The 15,824-nt window shown below is 51.9% G+C and carries 18 protein-coding genes; 5 read left to right on the forward strand and 13 right to left on the reverse strand.

Annotation, left to right across the window (positions count from 1 at the left end; genetic code table 11):
- Positions 1-186 precede the first annotated feature (186 nt).
- The 3 genes from LN341_RS03415 to LN341_RS03425 are packed head-to-tail and all read left to right on the forward strand — an operon-like array spanning position 187 to position 2,367.
- Positions 187-360, forward strand: a complete 174-nt coding sequence (locus LN341_RS03415) for a sulfurtransferase TusA family protein (protein WP_370643728.1) — start codon at positions 187-189, stop codon at positions 358-360.
- Positions 361-367: 7 nt separating this feature from the next.
- On the forward strand, positions 368-1,435 hold the full coding sequence (locus tag LN341_RS03420) for an AI-2E family transporter (protein WP_046221568.1): 1,068 nt from the start codon (positions 368-370) through the stop codon (positions 1,433-1,435).
- Positions 1,436-1,470: 35 nt separating this feature from the next.
- Positions 1,471-2,367, forward strand: coding sequence for a DMT family transporter (locus LN341_RS03425; RefSeq protein ID WP_234204040.1), 897 nt, complete (start codon positions 1,471-1,473; stop codon positions 2,365-2,367).
- Positions 2,368-2,392: 25 nt separating this feature from the next.
- On the opposite strand, the gene bcp is transcribed toward LN341_RS03425, so the two are convergent.
- Together bcp and LN341_RS03435 are read right to left on the reverse strand one after the other, a co-directional pair.
- A complete protein-coding gene (gene bcp, locus LN341_RS03430; RefSeq protein WP_234204041.1) occupies positions 2,393-2,863 on the reverse strand; it encodes a thioredoxin-dependent thiol peroxidase in 471 nt (156 codons plus the stop codon).
- 24 nt (positions 2,864-2,887) lie between these two features.
- Positions 2,888-3,430 (reverse strand): glycine cleavage system protein R, encoded by a 543-nt coding sequence (locus LN341_RS03435; protein WP_046221565.1) that lies wholly within the window; start codon positions 3,428-3,430, stop codon positions 2,888-2,890.
- A 288-nt stretch (positions 3,431-3,718) separates the two neighbouring features.
- On the opposite strand from LN341_RS03435, the gene dapA reads away from it, so the two are divergent.
- Together dapA and bamC are read left to right on the forward strand one after the other, a co-directional pair.
- Positions 3,719-4,615, forward strand: coding sequence for a 4-hydroxy-tetrahydrodipicolinate synthase (gene dapA, locus LN341_RS03440; protein WP_046221564.1), 897 nt, complete (start codon positions 3,719-3,721; stop codon positions 4,613-4,615).
- Positions 4,616-4,632: 17 nt separating this feature from the next.
- Entirely contained in the window at positions 4,633-5,664 is a 1,032-nt protein-coding gene (gene bamC / locus LN341_RS03445) for an outer membrane protein assembly factor BamC (RefSeq protein ID WP_234204042.1), read from the forward strand.
- Between the two features lie 119 nt (positions 5,665-5,783).
- On the opposite strand, the gene lipA is transcribed toward bamC, so the two are convergent.
- The 11 genes from lipA to lptE form a co-directional block, all read right to left on the reverse strand.
- Positions 5,784-6,755, reverse strand: coding sequence for a lipoyl synthase (lipA, locus tag LN341_RS03450; RefSeq protein ID WP_046221562.1), 972 nt, complete (start codon positions 6,753-6,755; stop codon positions 5,784-5,786).
- A 2-nt stretch (positions 6,756-6,757) separates the two neighbouring features.
- The gene (gene lipB, locus LN341_RS03455) at positions 6,758-7,402 is read right to left on the reverse strand and encodes a lipoyl(octanoyl) transferase LipB (protein ID WP_046221561.1); all 645 of its coding nucleotides are present in this window, start codon (positions 7,400-7,402) and stop codon (positions 6,758-6,760) included.
- 115 nt (positions 7,403-7,517) lie between these two features.
- Positions 7,518-7,793, reverse strand: coding sequence for a DUF493 family protein YbeD (gene ybeD, locus LN341_RS03460; RefSeq protein WP_046221560.1), 276 nt, complete (start codon positions 7,791-7,793; stop codon positions 7,518-7,520).
- A 157-nt stretch (positions 7,794-7,950) separates the two neighbouring features.
- Complete coding sequence (locus LN341_RS03465) at positions 7,951-9,126, reverse strand: serine hydrolase (protein ID WP_046221559.1); 1,176 nt, start codon at positions 9,124-9,126, stop codon at positions 7,951-7,953.
- Between the two features lie 151 nt (positions 9,127-9,277).
- Complete coding sequence (locus LN341_RS03470; RefSeq protein ID WP_046221558.1) at positions 9,278-10,090, reverse strand: septal ring lytic transglycosylase RlpA family protein; 813 nt, start codon at positions 10,088-10,090, stop codon at positions 9,278-9,280.
- Positions 10,090-11,211, reverse strand: coding sequence for a peptidoglycan glycosyltransferase MrdB (gene mrdB, locus LN341_RS03475; protein ID WP_046221557.1), 1,122 nt, complete (start codon positions 11,209-11,211; stop codon positions 10,090-10,092). The genes LN341_RS03470 and mrdB overlap by 1 nt, the downstream gene beginning before the upstream one ends.
- Positions 11,208-13,145 (reverse strand): penicillin-binding protein 2, encoded by a 1,938-nt coding sequence (mrdA, locus tag LN341_RS03480; RefSeq protein WP_234204043.1) that lies wholly within the window; start codon positions 13,143-13,145, stop codon positions 11,208-11,210. The genes mrdB and mrdA overlap by 4 nt, the downstream gene beginning before the upstream one ends.
- Positions 13,146-13,150: 5 nt before the next feature.
- Positions 13,151-13,621 (reverse strand): 23S rRNA (pseudouridine(1915)-N(3))-methyltransferase RlmH, encoded by a 471-nt coding sequence (gene rlmH / locus LN341_RS03485; protein ID WP_046221555.1) that lies wholly within the window; start codon positions 13,619-13,621, stop codon positions 13,151-13,153.
- Positions 13,622-13,628: 7 nt separating this feature from the next.
- Positions 13,629-13,946 carry a ribosome silencing factor gene (gene rsfS / locus LN341_RS03490; RefSeq protein ID WP_046221554.1) on the reverse strand — a complete coding sequence of 106 codons (318 nt, stop codon included), beginning with the start codon at positions 13,944-13,946 and terminating at the stop codon, positions 13,629-13,631.
- A 172-nt stretch (positions 13,947-14,118) separates the two neighbouring features.
- The gene (holA, locus tag LN341_RS03495) at positions 14,119-15,150 is read right to left on the reverse strand and encodes a DNA polymerase III subunit delta (protein WP_234204044.1); all 1,032 of its coding nucleotides are present in this window, start codon (positions 15,148-15,150) and stop codon (positions 14,119-14,121) included.
- Complete coding sequence (gene lptE / locus LN341_RS03500) at positions 15,147-15,788, reverse strand: LPS assembly lipoprotein LptE (protein ID WP_046221552.1); 642 nt, start codon at positions 15,786-15,788, stop codon at positions 15,147-15,149. Before lptE ends, holA begins: the two co-directional genes overlap by 4 nt.
- Between the last annotated feature and the right edge of the window lie 36 nt (positions 15,789-15,824).

Genomic DNA, 15,824 nt, shown 5'->3' on the forward strand with positions numbered 1-15,824 from the left:
TTGCTGCGGGATTGGCAGTAAATCAATCTGCGCGCCTACAGGTATGACAACAAAACCTCTGGGGTGTTTCTTTCTTGTCGTCATAATGTTATTTACAATAACTTGTTGGATAATAACCGCCTGTGCCTGAGAATGGAAATACCTAAGCTGGATTTAACCAAGACCCGTTGTCCGCTGGCTTTATTGATGGCAAAACGCAGCTGCCATCAACTCAAGGCAGGGCAGCCGTTAGAGATACATCTCTGTGATACCGGCTCAAGAAAAGATATACCACGCTATTTGTTGAATCATGGGTTTCAGGTTCAGGTTCAAACAGATAACCCCAAGTTACTTGTAATTACCGTTACTAGAAGGTTGTGACGCTCATATGCTCGAAATGATTAGTCGCTGGTACCAGCGCAGATTTTCTGATCCGCACGCGGTCAGTTTGGTGGCGATCCTCCTGGTGGGCTTCATCACCATCTATTTTTTCGGCAACCTCATTGCACCTTTGCTTGCCGCCATCGTCCTGGCTTACTTGCTTGAATGGCCGGTGATGTATCTGACCCGGATGAAAGTGCCAAGAACACTGGCCGTGACGCTGGTACTCTTGCTGTTTTCCGGCTTGATGGTGATGGCAGTTTTTGTGTTGATTCCGGTTATTTGGCATCAGATCAGTAATTTAATCTCTGATGTGCCCAGTATGTTTAACGATTTGCAGCGTTATGTCTCCAGCCTGCCGGAGCGATACCCCGAGCTGGTTCAGCCGGAGCAGATCACCGCGGTGATGAACAACCTGCGCGCTAAAGTGCTGGGGATGGGTGAGAGTGCGCTGAAAGGATCCGTTGCCTCGCTGCTCAGCCTGGCTACTCTGGCAGTTTATTTGATCCTGGTGCCCTTACTGGTCTTTTTCTTGTTGAAAGACAAGGATGAAATGCTCAGATCATTCAGTCGTATCCTGCCCCGTAACCGTCGACTGGCCAGTAAAGTGGGCGCTGAGATGAACCAGCAGATTTCAAATTATATCCGCGGCAAGGTTACTGAAATTTTTATCGTTGGTATTGTCAGTTACATCACTTTTGCGCTGCTTGATTTACGTTATGCCTTGCTACTGGCGGTGCTGGTCGGTTTTTCGGTCTTGATTCCGTATATCGGCGCTGCAGCCGTGACTTTGCCGGTTGCTATGGTCGGGCTGTTCCAGTGGGGGCTGACGCCAGACTTCTGGTGGCTGCTGGTGGCCTACGGCATTATTCAGGCGCTTGATGGTAATGTGCTGGTTCCCATACTCTTTTCTGAAGCGGTGAACCTTCATCCGGTGGCTATCATCATATCCGTACTGGTATTTGGCGGCCTGTGGGGCTTTTGGGGCGTATTCTTTGCCATTCCGTTAGCCACACTGGTGAAAGCGGTCTGGAATGCATTGCCGGCCACCGATCTTAGTGAAGAGACGCCTTAACGATCACTCCGGCAGTTATCGCACAGGGAGGTTGTGTGAACAGACCACTGAAGATGTTCCTGCTGACCTGTCTGGCGATGCTGGCGTTTGCTGCCAATTCACTGCTGAACCGGGTGGCCTTGTCGGACACGGCCATCGATCCTGCCAGTTTCACGCTGATCCGCTTGCTGGCGGGCGCCGTATTTTTGTGGTTCATTCACGCGTATCGCCCTTCAGGTGAGCGTCTGAAGCGCAAAGCGAGTGTGGGGGGAAACTGGCTGTCTGCCGCGGCACTGTTCATCTATGCTGCCGGCTTTTCTTTTGCGTATCTCAGTCTAACTGCAGCAACAGGCGCATTGTTGCTGTTTGCGGCGGTACAAATCACCATGATGGCTGTTGCACTGAGTCGGGGAGAGCGGCTCAATGCCATGCAAATACTTGGTTTTACTCTTGCCTTGACAGGTTTGGTGATCCTTTTGTTACCCGGCGTATCTGCGCCGTCCTGGCAGGGTGCTGTTTTGATGCTGGTGGCGGGGGTGGCTTGGGGGATATATACCCTCAGAGGGCAAGGCGCTACCGACCCGCTCCAGACAACGGCGGGGAACTTTGTACGGGCTGTGCCCTTCGCTTTATTGTGCTGGTTTGTCTGGGGAGCCGCTGAACCGGATGCCATCGGTGTGTGGTATGCCGTGCTTTCCGGCGGGTTAGCCTCGGGAGTCGGCTATGCGATTTGGTATAGTGTCTTGCCCTCGCTGAGCGCAATGATAGCGGCGACCGTTCAGCTCAGTGTGCCCGTTCTGGCGGCCGTCGGCGGTGTGCTGCTGTTGTCTGAATCTGTAACATTACGCTTACTGGTCGCTTCAATGGCGATTCTGGGCGGCATCGCGATCGTGATTGGGGCCAGAAAAACACAGCGTCAGAGCCCTGATGTCAAAAGCACAAAGGCCGATTGACGGCCTTTGTGGAATGTCGGCAGGTTTAGCTGTTGCCGTTCAGATAGGCCAACACGACCTCGTGGTGATCTTTGGTTTTGAATTTATTGAAGACATGTTCAATCACGCCGTCTTCGTTAATCAGAAAGCTGATCCGGTGCAGGCCATCGTATACTTTGCCCATGAATTTCTTTTCGCCCCAGACACCAAACTGCTCGGCAACCGCATGGTCCTCATCAGAGAGCAGGGTGAAATTCAGGTTGTCTCGCTCGATGAATTTCGGCAGGCGTTTGACCGGATCAATGCTGATCCCCAGCACGACGACGTTCAGCGCATCCAGCTCCGATTTGCTGTCGCGTAATCCGCAGGCTTGTACTGTGCAGCCCGGCGTCATGGCTTTGGGGTAAAAATAAGCGAGTACTTTTTTACCTTTGAAATCGTTCAGGCTGACAGGCGCACCATTCTGATCTGGCAAAGTGAAGTCAGGTGCAGGAGAACCTGCAGTCAAGGTTTGCATGTGTTGTTCCTTAATAGTCCGAGGTTACTTGGGTAAATGGCCGGTAAAGTTCACTGTACCTGTGACTTGCACAGCCTGGCACAGGGCTTCAAATTCTTCCTGTAAGGACATCAGATTACAGCCTTCGGGCAGGTTCGTGCTGAGCTGCAAGGTCAGCTGGTCCTGCTCACCGTTCTCGTCATCTTCCTGCGAATGAGCACTGAGGGCGGAAATGTCTATCTGGCGACTGGCACAAAAATGGGTAAATTTTTCTATCAGCCCCGGCGCATCATTGCCTTCAATGTGGAAGTCGGCGGTATAAGGGTAGAAGCGGTGTTCGTGCTTGGTGGTCCTTTTCATCACGGTCAGCAGATCAAACTGTTGCGCCTGCAGCGGCAGGGTGGCTTCCACTTTTGCAATGGATGCTGCTGTACCCGAGAGTAAGAGGATGAAGGTGAATTCACTGCCAAAGATGGCCAGTCTGCTGTCTTCAATATTGCAGCCGCTGAGTGAGATATGGCGGGTAATTTCATCAGTAATACCCGGGCGATCAGAGCCGATTGCGGTGATGACGAGGTAGTGTTCCATACAGTTTCACATTGATGACCTTTATGCTTGCATGGTAGCACAGCCAACTTATCTCCTGCCACGAAGTTACCGGCGCAAATGATGATATTGTTATGAATGGTATATTTTGTTGTTAAATCCGCTGGTCATGGTGCAAGCCACTGGTTTAATCCACTTTTGACAGGGGATCACAGGACAGAATGAACGCACAGGATATGGTCAGGTATGACAGCTATTTTACATTCGACTTGCTTGTGTTTACCGCCACTGAAAAGTACCATGAGAAATCAATAAAAAAGGGAGATCGACATGTTTACTGGTAGCATGGTAGCGCTAGTTACGCCCTTGGATGAAGTCGGCGAAGTTGATTACGCCAGCCTGAAATCCTTGGTTGAATATCATATTGCAGCGGGTACAGACGCGATTGTCGCTGTCGGTACCACAGGTGAGTCAGCGACTCTGACGGTTGAAGAGCATGTCAAAGTTGTCCTTAAGACTGTTGATTTTGCACAGGGCCGTATCCCGATTATTGCCGGTACAGGCGCGAATGCCACCCATGAAGCCATCACTTTTAGCAAACTTTTCTCGGGTACGGGTGTAGCAGCGTGTCTGACTGTCACGCCGTATTACAACAAACCGACTCAGGAAGGTTTGTATCAGCATTTCAAAGCGATCTCTGAAGCCACCGATCTGCCGCAGATTCTGTATAACGTACCGGGCCGTACCTCGGTAGACATGCTGCCAGAGACCGTTGCCCGTCTATCCAAGCTGGATAATATTATCGGCATCAAAGATGCGACAGGCGATTTATCCCGAGTAGAAAAAACACGGGAACTTTGTGGGAAAGATTTCCTCCAATTCAGCGGTGATGACGCAACAGGTCTGGAATTTGTGGCCCGCGGTGGTCACGGTGTGATTTCTGTGACAGCCAATATTGCAGCACCCGATATGGCCACCATGTTCCAACTGGCCTTAAAAGGCGATCTGGATGAGGCGAAGGCCATCGATGCTAAACTGATGCCACTGCATAAGCACCTGTTTGTTGAGTCCAACCCCATTCCGGTGAAATGGGCAGCACAGCAACTCGGACTGATTCAGCACGGCACACTCCGTTTGCCATTAACGCCATTGAGCAAAGAGGCTGAACCTGTGGTGTTGCAAGCGTTGAAAGATGCGAAACTGCTGCCTTCACTGGCTACCGCATAGGAACCTAAGAACTCTACATGAATGTGAATTACAGGCTGGCCGTTACGGCTGTCATGGTTGCGGCTCTGGCTGGCTGTTCAGGCAGCGCAGAGCGACGCCGACAGGCGAATCAGGATTTTAATTATCTGGACACAGCGCCGTTAAGCAGCTGGAACAGTCCCAGTGGCTCTGCAGCCACGGTGTCGAATGAGTACGCGATCCCATCGAAAGAGTATCCGGGTGCGATTGGCAGAGCTGTCGACATTCGTCCACCGCAGCAAGTTCTGGCCTTGATCCCGGGTGCCAGAACCGCGCACAACAGCGACGGGACTGTGAGTCTGGAGCTCGTGAATTCAGCGGAGCTGGACGAGCTGTGGACACTGACCAAACGGATGGCCACTGAGCGGAATATTGCGTTGGACGTTAATACGGCCCAGATGCTTGAAACCGGGTGGGTGAGCTGGAACAACGAAGATGAAGATACAGAAGTAAGCAGTCGCTATCGGATTTCCCGTTCCACTGACAACGGCCAAAACCTGTATACTATCAAGCTGCTCGACTGGCGTGAAGGTGGCGTAGAGAAGCCTGTCAGTCTGGTGAATCAGGAGCGTTACAGCATTCTGATGACCAACCTGGTGATGGCGAAGTACGATGCTTATGAGCGAGAGAAAGCCAGGTTACGTGCTGAAGAACTGGTCAAACAGATCCCGATCACCATGGGACAGGATCGCAGTGGCTTGCCTGTGATTATTGCTCGCGCGCCTTACAACGTATTCTGGGAACGTCTGCCAAGCCTGTTACAGATGCTGGGCTTTACTGTTGACGGACGGAATCGCTCGCAAGGTACGGTTGATGTGAGTTTCCGGAATCCGGATGAAAGCTTCTGGGTGGATTTAGGCATTCAGCCGGTCCAATTAGAAAACCGCGATTATAAGTTACAGCTAGGTGATTTGGGCAACCGGACTTCAATTACAGTGACAGATGAAGACGGCAAACCCATCACAGACGAGGCCCTCGAGAGCATCGCTCCTGTATTAGCTGCTGTGATTGATAAAGATAATCAGAGTTGATGATCTGCTATCGGCTCGGTAACACGAGCTGATAAAAATAACCTCAACAAAAAACGCTTCGGCATCTGAAAGGATTACCGAAGCGTTTTTTTATACTGTGCGGCCGGAACTCTGGCGTTTTACTTTACTTCTTCGCCTTTCGCCTGCAGATCAGCATGGTAGGACGAACGAACAAAAGGTCCGCAGGCAGCGTGAGTAAAGCCCAGCGCCAGTGCGATTTCTTTCAGTTCATCAAACTCTGAAGGCGGCACATAACGTTCTACCGGCAAGTGATGACGGCTTGGAGCCAGGTACTGACCCAGAGTCAGCATGGTGACACCGTGTGCGCGAAGATCCTTCAGCACTTCCACAATTTCTTCTTTGGTTTCACCCAGTCCCATCATCAGACCAGACTTGGTCGGTACATCAGGGTGCATTTCGCCAAATTTTTTCAGCAAATCCAACGACCATTGGTAGTTCGCACCCGGGCGGGCCTTGCGGTACAGGCGCGGTGCGGTTTCCAGGTTGTGGTTGAACACATCGGGTGGGTTATCACGCAGGATTTCCAGCGCGTGATCCATACGACCACGGAAGTCAGGAACCAGGGTTTCAATTTTAATGTCAGGGTTCTTCACCCGAATTTCACGGATACAGTCAGCAAAATGTTGCGCACCACCATCACGGAGATCGTCACGGTCAACTGAGGTGACAACCACATAACGCAGTTTCATGTCGGCGATGGTCTGAGAAAGCTGAACCGGCTCTTCGGCATTCGGCGGCAAAGGGCGGCCGTGGGCAACGTCACAGAACGGGCAACGGCGTGTACAGATAGCACCCAGAATCATGAAGGTTGCAGTACCGTGGCTGAAACACTCAGCCAGGTTCGGGCAAGAGGCTTCCTCACACACAGAGTGGAGGTTATTCTTGCGCATCGCCGCTTTGATATCCTGAATACGCTGCGTATCAGCCGGAAGCTTGATTTTCATCCACTCCGGCTTACGCAGCATTTCGCGAGGCTTTTCCTCTGTTTCCATGTTACGAACAGGAATCAGGGCCATTTTATCGGCGTCACGGTATTTGACACCAGGTTCAATTACGATCGGTTTGCTCATGATTAATTGCTTTCCGTTGTCCACTCTATGCTCTGGTAACCGAGCAGTTTCACTAACTCATCGACAAGTACAGGTTGCACGTCAGCCAGTTTTGTTGGGCCATTTAGCTTGGCTAGCTGAGTCATTTCCATACCCGCATAGCCGCAGGGATTGATGCGCAGAAACGGTGTTAAATCCATGTCGACATTCAGCGCCAGACCATGAAAAGAACAGCCGCGACGGATACGTAGGCCGAGTGAGCAGATTTTTTTACCGTCGACATACACACCAGGTGCATCAGGACGGGCGTTGGATGCTACACCGAAGCGGGATAGCGTGTTGATTACGGTGTTTTCAATGTGTGTGACCAGTTCGCGGACGCCCAGTTTATGGCGACGCAGGTCAATCAACAGATACATCATTTGCTGTCCGGGACCATGATAGGTCACCTGTCCGCCACGATCGCTCTGAAAAATGGGAATGTCACCGGGATTGAGCACGTGTTCCGCTTTGCCGGCTTGACCCTGAGTAAAGACGGGAAGGTGCTCAACCAGCCAGATTTCGTCGACCGTATCGTCATTGCGATCAGCGGTAAAGTGATGCATGGCCTCATAAGTCACAGAATAGTCTGTCAGGCCCAGATTGCGGACAATGAGATTTTGTTGCACATTTCACCCATGCTGTCTGTCGGTCTCAGCAGAGAACCTTTCGAGACCAATAATGGTGCATTATAAATCGTGGCGGCTAAAATTTCAGCCGCCAATTGCTCGGTAGGACCAGGTATCAGAGCACGACGCGAACAATGTCGATCTCACCCAATTCTTTATACAGGGTTTCTACCTGCTCAATATGCGTCGCTGTGATAGTGATAGACACGGCACTGTAAGTCCCTTTTCCGCTTGGTTTCACAGAAGGGGTATAATCGCCAGGCGCATGGCGCTGTACAACGCCTACCACCAAATCAGGCAGCTCAGGCTTGTTGAAGCCCATAACCTTGAAAGAAAACTGACAAGGGAACTCGAGTAAATCTTTAAGTTTTGGCTGTTCTTGCTGTTGCATGCTGAACTCCCAGGAAGGTATGCGGTATATCACAATTTAGGGCAGCATATTAATGGCTCGCAGTCCATAACACAAGTCAAGCATAGGAGCAGGGTAGCAGGCCTCAGCGCAAAAAAGAAAAAGGACAGCGAGGCTGTCCTTTCTCAAATCAGGCGGCTTAGCTCAGCCAGCCTTTAAAGAGCAAGACGATATAGTCAATCAAGCGGCTGAAAATACTGCCTTCATTAACTTCGCTCAGCGCCAGCAGCGGGTATTCCGCTACGTCTTCATCGCCCAGGCGGTAGTATAGTTTACCGACTACATCACCTTTTTGAATCGGAGCTTTTAACTCTTTTTCCAGCACAAAGTTAGCTTTCAGATCTTTGGCTGATCCGCGAGGCAAGGTCACGAATGTATCCTGACTCACGCCCAGAGAGACTTCATCGTTGTCGCCCATCCAGACTTTTTCAGTGACGAAGGTTTCGTTGGCTTTGTGCGGCGATACGGTTTCGAAGAAACGGAAACCGTAGTTCAGTAATTTCTTGCTTTCAGCTTTCCGTGCATTGGCGCTCTTGGTGCCCATGACGACTGCAATCAAACGCATCTGACCTTCGGTCGCGGTACTGACCAGGCTGTAACCTGCGTTGTCCGTGTGGCCGGTTTTCAGACCGTCGACATTGAGACTTTTGTCCCACAGCAGGCTGTTCCGGTTAAATTGCTCGATCCCGTTGTAACGGAATGATTTTTCTTTATAGATGGCGAATTCTTCCGGGACATCACGGATCAGCCCCTGCGCCAGTAAAGCCATATCATAAGGCGTGGTATACAGGTCATCGTTGTCCAGGCCGTGCACGTTGGCAAAGTGTGTTGAATCCATGCCCAGTGATTTCGCCCAGCCATTCATCAGATCAACGAAGGAGTCTTCAGAACCGGCGACGTGCTCAGCCATGGCCACACAGGCATCATTGCCCGACTGGATAATAATGCCGCGGTTAAGATCTGCGACTTTGACTTCGCTGCCCACTTCAATGAACATTTTTGATGAGCCCGGGAAATTTTTTGCCCAGGCATTTTTGCTGATGACGACAGTATCATCCATCGAGATGTTACCGCGTTTGATTTCCTGACCAATCACATAACTTGTCATCATTTTAGTCAGGCTTGCAGGTGGAATCTTGTCGTATTCCTGTTGCCCGGCAAGAATTTTGCCTGAGTGATAATCCATCAGGACATAACCTTTAGCAGCTATCTGCGGGGCTTCTGGAACGACGGCGGGTGCCGCTGCCGCTGAAAGACTAGTCAGTAAAGCGGTTGAAACAGCGACAGAGCGAAAAAATGCAGCAGATTTATTCATGATATTTGTTACTTGGGTTACGGATATCAAAAAATTGGAACCACTATATCAGATTGAGCTTGTTTAAACAGTTCTCAACCCGAGGAATAGTGGCTCATTGAGGAATCTTGTGAAATTTTTACATTCATTTGTCAGACTTTGCGCTGACAAATTAGTTCAACTCTCGTTGTTCAGAAACAACAAAGGCTTGCGGAAATTGGTTTGCCCGGGCTTTGTTTCGTTGTATCTCCGCTTCCGCGGAGTCAAGATACGGCCCCAGACGCAGCCGGTAGACAGTCGCGGACTCGGCCTGTTTTACTTCCACCTGAGTATTGAACTCTGATTTGAGCTTCTGTGCAGCGAGCTGGGCTGTGCTGAGATCACTGAAGGCCGCCAATTGCACAAAGAACCATTTGGGGTTTGCACTTTGCCACTCTGCGGTGGAATCTGGTTTCGGCATCTGCAACAGCTCAATTCTGACCGGCGCGGTGCCGTGGCCAACCACATCCAGCTTGGTGGCTGCGGCCATGCTGAGATCGATGATACGTCCTTCATGGAACGGGCCGCGGTCGTTAACCCGGACAATGGCGCTTTTACCATTATTGGTATTGGTCACTCTGACATAGCTGGGCAGCGGTAAGGTTTTATGGGCTGCTGTCATTGAGTACATGTCATAAATTTCGCCGTTAGACGTTTTGTGACCATGGAATTTCTTGCCGTACCATGAGGCCAGGCCTTCTTCGCTAAAAGGCTGTTCGGCCGGTACAATACGGTAGGACTGGCCTCTGAGTGTGTAATCCGAGTTACCGGCCAGACTTTTGGGCTCGTATCTTGGCTGGGCATCTTCAATATGGTCCAGCGTCGGGGAACGCTCTGGCGCGCGGTCATCTTTGATCTGATAACGGTCTGATTGGGTGGTGCTGCACCCTGCCATGAGCAGGGCGACACTGAGTGAAAAAGCGAGTGATTTGGACACTGTGTGCATCAGTTAGCCTTGGACAACATTTTTCTGTGGGTGTGGATAGACATCAGAATACCGAAGCCTGCCATCAGGGTGACCATGGAAGTACCGCCGTAGCTGACCAGGGGCAGGGGTACACCCACGACAGGTAATAAGCCACTGACCATGCCTATATTGACAAATACATAAACAAAAAAGCTCAAGACAATACTACCAGCCATCATACGGCCGAAGGCAGTTTGTGCCCGGCTGGCCAGCAGCAGCCCGCGGCCGATCACGAACAGATACAGGGCCAGCAGGCCGATGACCCCGGACAATCCCCATTCCTCGGCGATGACGGCAAAAATGAAGTCGGTGTGACGTTCCGGCAAAAACTCCAGCTGTGACTGGGTGCCGTGGAGCCAGCCTTTGCCGGTAATTCCGCCTGAGCCAATGGCAATTTTCGACTGAATGATGTGATAACCGGCGCCGAGTGGATCGGATTCCGGGTTAAACAGTGTCAGGACCCGGGTGCGCTGATAATCGTGCATCAGGAAAAACCAGAGCACCGGGATGAACGCACCGATCAGCATGCCGGCAAAAATAATAATCCGCCAGCTGATGCCGGACAGAAAAAGCACAAATACCCCGGATGCGGCGATCAGGATCGAGGTGCCCAGATCGGGTTGTTTGGCGATCAGAATGGTTGGTACGAAAATCATCAGGGTAGCGATGATGATATTTTTCAGGCTGGGGGGAAGTGGGTGGTTTCCGATAAAACGGGCCACCATCAAGGGGACGGCCAGCTTGATCAATTCAGAGGGCTGGAAACGGACGACGCCCAGATCCAGCCAGCGTTGTGCCCCTTTGGAAATTTCACCCACCAGCAGGACGCCCACCAGCAGCAGTAAGCCGACCCCGAACAGATAGGGCGCCCAGGCCTCATAATGGCGAGGGGCGATCTGGGCGAGGATAAACATCACTGCCAGCGACAATAACATACGCACGGCCTGACGCTCCATCATGTCCAGGTTCTGGCCACTGGCACTGTACATGACGACCAGAGCGAATCCCATCAGCGTCAGGATCCCCAATAATAAAGGAACGTCTATGTGCAGGCGATCACTCAAGGTGGTTTTGCTGCCTGCCGCTGCCATGATACTCATTGCGAAACCTCAGCCAATGTCGATTTATCTGTGTCATCGTGTTTGAGCAGCATATGGTCGAAAATCTGCCTGGCGACCGGCCCCCCATTACTGGAACCGCCGCCGGCATTCTCAAGCACCATGGCTACTACGTATTCAGGGTGTTCAAAGGGAGCAAAAGCCGTGAACAGCGCGTGGTCTCGCAAATGTTCTTCAAGCTCTTCGGCGTTATATTCTTCATCCTCGGCCAGACCGAAAACCTGCGCTGAGCCGGATTTGCCGCCAGCTTTGTATTCAGCGCCATAGAAAGCGCGTCTTGCTGTACCGCGGCTGCCATGCAGTACCCGGTACATGCCGTCTTTGGCGACCTGCCAGTATTTCGGATCGACGCCCGTAATCGGTGGGAAGACGTCATATTTGGCGGGGGTTTCACCCTCGGCATCCATAATGCTTTTCAGCAAGTGTGGCGCCCGGACAACACCATTATTGAGCAGTACTGTGGTTGCCTTGGCGATTTGCAGTGGCGTCGAAGTCCAGTACCCTTGTCCAATCCCGACAGGAATGGTGTCACCCTGATACCAGGGCTGGCGGAAACGGGCCTGTTTCCATTCGCGGGTCGGCATGTTGGCTTTGCTCTCTTCCGCAATATCAATCCCGGTATATTCACCGTAGCCAAATTTGCTCATCCAGGAAGACAGTCTGTCGATTCCCATGTCATAGGCAATCTGATAGAAAAAGGTATCGACTGACTCTTCAATGGCTTTGTGGATACTCACTTTACCGTGCCCCCAGCGCAGCCAGTCCCGGAATGGCCGGCTGTTGGTGTTCGGGATTTTCCAGTAACCGGGATCGTTGCGAGTTGTTCGGGTCGTGATGACGCCTTCAGCCAGGGCTGCCACAGCAATCGCGGGTTTGACGGTTGACGCCGGCGGATAAATCCCCAGAGTGACGCGGTTGACCAGCGGTCTGTCTTTGTCATTGAGCAATTCGCTGTACTGCTTTGAGGATATCCCATGCACGAACAGGTTCGGGTCATAACTTGGGCTGGATACCATCGCCAGCACGGAGGAATCTTTCGGATCCATCACCACCACAGAGCCCCGTTTGGCCTTGATGTACTCCTCACCGGTTTCCGGATCGATTTTCTTCTCGGTCAGCAGATCTTTCACATACAGCTGCAAGCCAATATCCAGATTCAGGCGCAGATCTTTGCCCGGCACAGGCGGCACATACTTCAGGGTGCGGATGATACGACCGCGGCTGTTGACCTCGACTTCCTGGTAGCCTGAGGTGCCGTGCAGCAGGTCTTCATAGTATTTTTCAATCCCCAGCTTGCCGATATCCCGGGTGGCTTTGTAGTTGTTCAGGCGCTCTTCTCTGTCGAGCATTTCCAGGTCCCTGTCATTGATTTTTGCCACATAACCAAGAACATGGGTGAGTGCATCACCATAAGGATAATAACGTTTCAGGTAGGCTTTGACCTCAACCCCCGGGAAACGGTGCTGGTTGACGGAGAACAGGGCGACTTCTTTTTCAGTGAGCTGGTTGCGCAGGGGAACAGAGTTAAAACGCCGGGTACGGCGACGCTCTTTGTCAAACCGCTCCACTTCTTCTTCTGTGATCCCCAGCAGCGATTTCAGTCGGGCAAAAGTATCATCCAGATCCGGGACTTTCTCTGTGACCACTTCCAGCGAATAGACCGGCCTGTTTTCGGCCAGTAAAACACCGTTGCGGTCATAAATCATGCCGCGGTTTGGCGAGACAGGGACAATTTTGATGCGGTTGTCATTGGAGCGAGTCTGATAATCCTCAAACTCACTGACCTGAATATGATAGAGATTTGCAATCAGAACGCCAATCAAGGCCACAATGCCGACAAAGGAGAAGACCGCCCGTCTGAAAAACAGAGATGATTCGGCCTGATGATCCCGGATTTGAAGTCGCTTTCTGCGCATGCCGTTTATTCCCTGTGGTATGGGTGATTGGCTGTGATGCTCCAGGCCCGGTAAAGGCTTTCGGCCATCACAATACGCACCAGCGGATGTGGCAGCGTTAACGGAGACAAAGACCAGCTTTGTTCAGCGGCGGCTTTACAGGCCGGCGCCAGACCTTCGGGCCCGCCAATCAGTATAGACACATCCCGGCCGTCCAGTTTCCAGCTTTCCAGCTGATCGGCCAGTTGTTCTGTGTCCCAGCGTTTGCCCGGAATATCTAAGGTGACAATACGGTTGCCTTTGGCAACGGCGGCCAGCATGGCTTCGCCTTCTTTTTGCAAAATGCGCGCGATATCAGCGTTTTTACCCCGTTTACCTGCTGTAATTTCAATCAGCTCCAGCGGCATATCTTTCGGAAAACGACGACGGTATTCTTCAAAGCCGGTTTCTACCCATTTGGGCATTTTTGTGCCGACCGCAATCAGTTGCAACTTCATCCGTCAGTTAGCCCCAAAGCTTCTCCAGTTGGTACAGCTGACGCGCATCTTCTTGCATGATGTGCAGCATGACGCTTCCCAAATCCACCACGACCCACTCAGCGTCTTCTTCGCCGCTGATGCCAAACGGCGGGAAGTCTATCTGTTTGGAGGCTGTGTTGACATTATCGGCAATCGAAGCGACATGGCGATTGGAAGTCCCGGTACAGACGACCATGAGATCAGTAATACTGGATTTGCCGCGAACATCCAGAGTGACGATGTCCAGAGCTTTCATGTCATCAATTTTGTCGATGACGAAGTCATGTAGTTCTTGTAGCTGCAAAGGGGTCTCCCTCAATTCAGTCTTCTCTTGTGTTTAGAGTCAGGTGAGCCGATCGGGTTCACATTTTAACCCTGGAGTATATCATGCTCAATTCCGGCTGACGCTTGAGTGGTGTGGTGATGTACAGATTTTTTGAGCATCAGCCAGTTTTAACAATAATTTGCCTGAGGTGTCAGTGCGGCAGTAAAGGTAAGCCCTTACTCAGCCCGCACATCATGGCACACAATGTGCTCAAACCGGGCCAGACACTGGTGTCGTAGTCTGTCTTTGCCTGGCGTTCAAGCTGACTCAGTTGTTGAATAGCCTTGAGCAGGGTTGGTAATGGCAGCCGGTGCAGGGCGCCCACATAGAGTTCACGTCGATTCTGCCAGACCCGAAAATTCTCGAGAATCCGGTTCAGCGGAATACCCTGTTGACCCATTTCCTGCATGCGGTACAGCTGCGTCAGTTCACGCTGTAATGTGCGCAGAACAATAATGGCTTCGACCCCTTCAGCTTCGAGCTGGCGCACAATGCGTTGACTGCGTTTTGCCTGACCGGCCAGTAGGGCATCGAGCAACTGGAATGGGGTGTAGTGATTATGGCGGTTGAGCGCTTCCTGAATCCGGGGGAGGGTCAGGGTGCCGTCGGGATAAATCAAGGTGAGTTTGTGCAGGCTTTGTGCCAGTGCCAGCAGGTTTCCTTCATGCCATTGCGCCAGAATCTGAATGGTTTCTGCATCGGCAGTCAGCCCCAGTTGCTGACAACGCTGCTGGATAAAGCGGGGCAGCTGGCGGGCGTCTGGGGTATTGCAGGGCACGTAAATGCCCTGAGTGGTGAGTGCTTTAAACCAGGCACTGCTTTCTTGCTTTTTATTGAGGCGCGGGCTCTGCACCAGCAACAGGATATCCGGGTGCAGGGCATCAATCACAGTTTGCAATGATTTGGCCTGGGTCGCAGTGATCCCGCTGTCCGGCATGATCAGTTCAATGATCTGGCGCGAAGAGAACAGACTCAGCGCCTGACAGTTATCCAGGACTTCGTTCCAGTCCAGCTGATTATCGATGTTGTAGCTGTGGCGTTCGAGAAAGCCAGTGTCTCTGGCCTGCTGCCGCACGCGATCAGCCGTTTCCTGTAACAGCAAAGGTTCGTTGCCAGCAAGCAGGTAAGCGGAGGCTAAGCCTTGTTTTAACCGCTCAGCCAATTGTTCCGGGTAGACCCTCATTGTGCCGCGCTGTCCATGGTGTCGAACATCTGATCTGCAGCCTGTTTATCGGTATCGGTTTCTGTCTCAATCGTGGTGACACTGCCGTCGTTGGCCGGTTGTTCTGCATCGTCAGCATCCAACTGATTCAGATCGGCGGTCAGACGGGCCAGCTGGCGCATAATCTGGCGTGAGGCCTGCTGACGCATCTCATCTTGTAACATATCGCGCTCCACCGACTTTGCCAGTGCAGTGAGCGGGTTATCCAGGAAACTGCGGTTCACTTTGGTGGTAAAGCGCTTGGCGCCTTTTTCAGGCACCACCACCTGATAGCTGACGGTATAGGTCAGTTCGTACTCGGCAGCCCGGCTGTTCTGGTACAGAGATAAGGTGCGCTCCCCCAGTGACTCGCTTAGCAGGTGCAGATTGGGCACCTGAGACGATGGTGGCACGGCTTCAATCCCGTGCAGTTTGAACTGGGATTTCACCATACGGGTCAGCGGTCCGTATTTATCAAAGCTGGTCAGCGACAGGCGGGCAATATCGTCGGGCAGCATGTAGTTCCCCCGCAAATGAAAGCCGCATGATGCAGTGGCCAGTGCCAGTACAACGACAAAGACCAGACGGAAACGGGACAGTAGGGATGACGCTGCGCTCACCGTGTCGACTCCTTAGTAATCAATTCGAGAGAGTAA

Source organism: Photobacterium sp. TLY01 (genome assembly GCF_021432065.1).
GTDB lineage: Bacteria > Pseudomonadota > Gammaproteobacteria > Enterobacterales > Vibrionaceae > Photobacterium > Photobacterium halotolerans_A.

Coding starts and splice junctions, on each gene's coding strand:
- lipA (WP_046221562.1), bottom strand. CDS start 6,755: ATGAGCAAACCGATCGTAATTGAACCTGGTGTCAAATACCGTGACGCC.
- bamC (WP_234204042.1), top strand. CDS start 4,633: ATGAATGTGAATTACAGGCTGGCCGTTACGGCTGTCATGGTTGCGGCT.
- LN341_RS03465 (WP_046221559.1), bottom strand. CDS start 9,126: ATGAATAAATCTGCTGCATTTTTTCGCTCTGTCGCTGTTTCAACCGCT.
- dapA (WP_046221564.1), top strand. CDS start 3,719: ATGTTTACTGGTAGCATGGTAGCGCTAGTTACGCCCTTGGATGAAGTC.
- bcp (WP_234204041.1), bottom strand. CDS start 2,863: ATGCAAACCTTGACTGCAGGTTCTCCTGCACCTGACTTCACTTTGCCA.
- LN341_RS03470 (WP_046221558.1), bottom strand. CDS start 10,090: ATGCACACAGTGTCCAAATCACTCGCTTTTTCACTCAGTGTCGCCCTG.
- LN341_RS03420 (WP_046221568.1), top strand. CDS start 368: ATGCTCGAAATGATTAGTCGCTGGTACCAGCGCAGATTTTCTGATCCG.
- ybeD (WP_046221560.1), bottom strand. CDS start 7,793: ATGCAACAGCAAGAACAGCCAAAACTTAAAGATTTACTCGAGTTCCCT.
- mrdB (WP_046221557.1), bottom strand. CDS start 11,211: ATGAGTATCATGGCAGCGGCAGGCAGCAAAACCACCTTGAGTGATCGC.
- mrdA (WP_234204043.1), bottom strand. CDS start 13,145: ATGCGCAGAAAGCGACTTCAAATCCGGGATCATCAGGCCGAATCATCT.
- LN341_RS03415 (WP_370643728.1), top strand. CDS start 187: ATGGCAAAACGCAGCTGCCATCAACTCAAGGCAGGGCAGCCGTTAGAG.
- rlmH (WP_046221555.1), bottom strand. CDS start 13,621: ATGAAGTTGCAACTGATTGCGGTCGGCACAAAAATGCCCAAATGGGTA.
- LN341_RS03435 (WP_046221565.1), bottom strand. CDS start 3,430: ATGGAACACTACCTCGTCATCACCGCAATCGGCTCTGATCGCCCGGGT.
- holA (WP_234204044.1), bottom strand. CDS start 15,150: ATGAGGGTCTACCCGGAACAATTGGCTGAGCGGTTAAAACAAGGCTTA.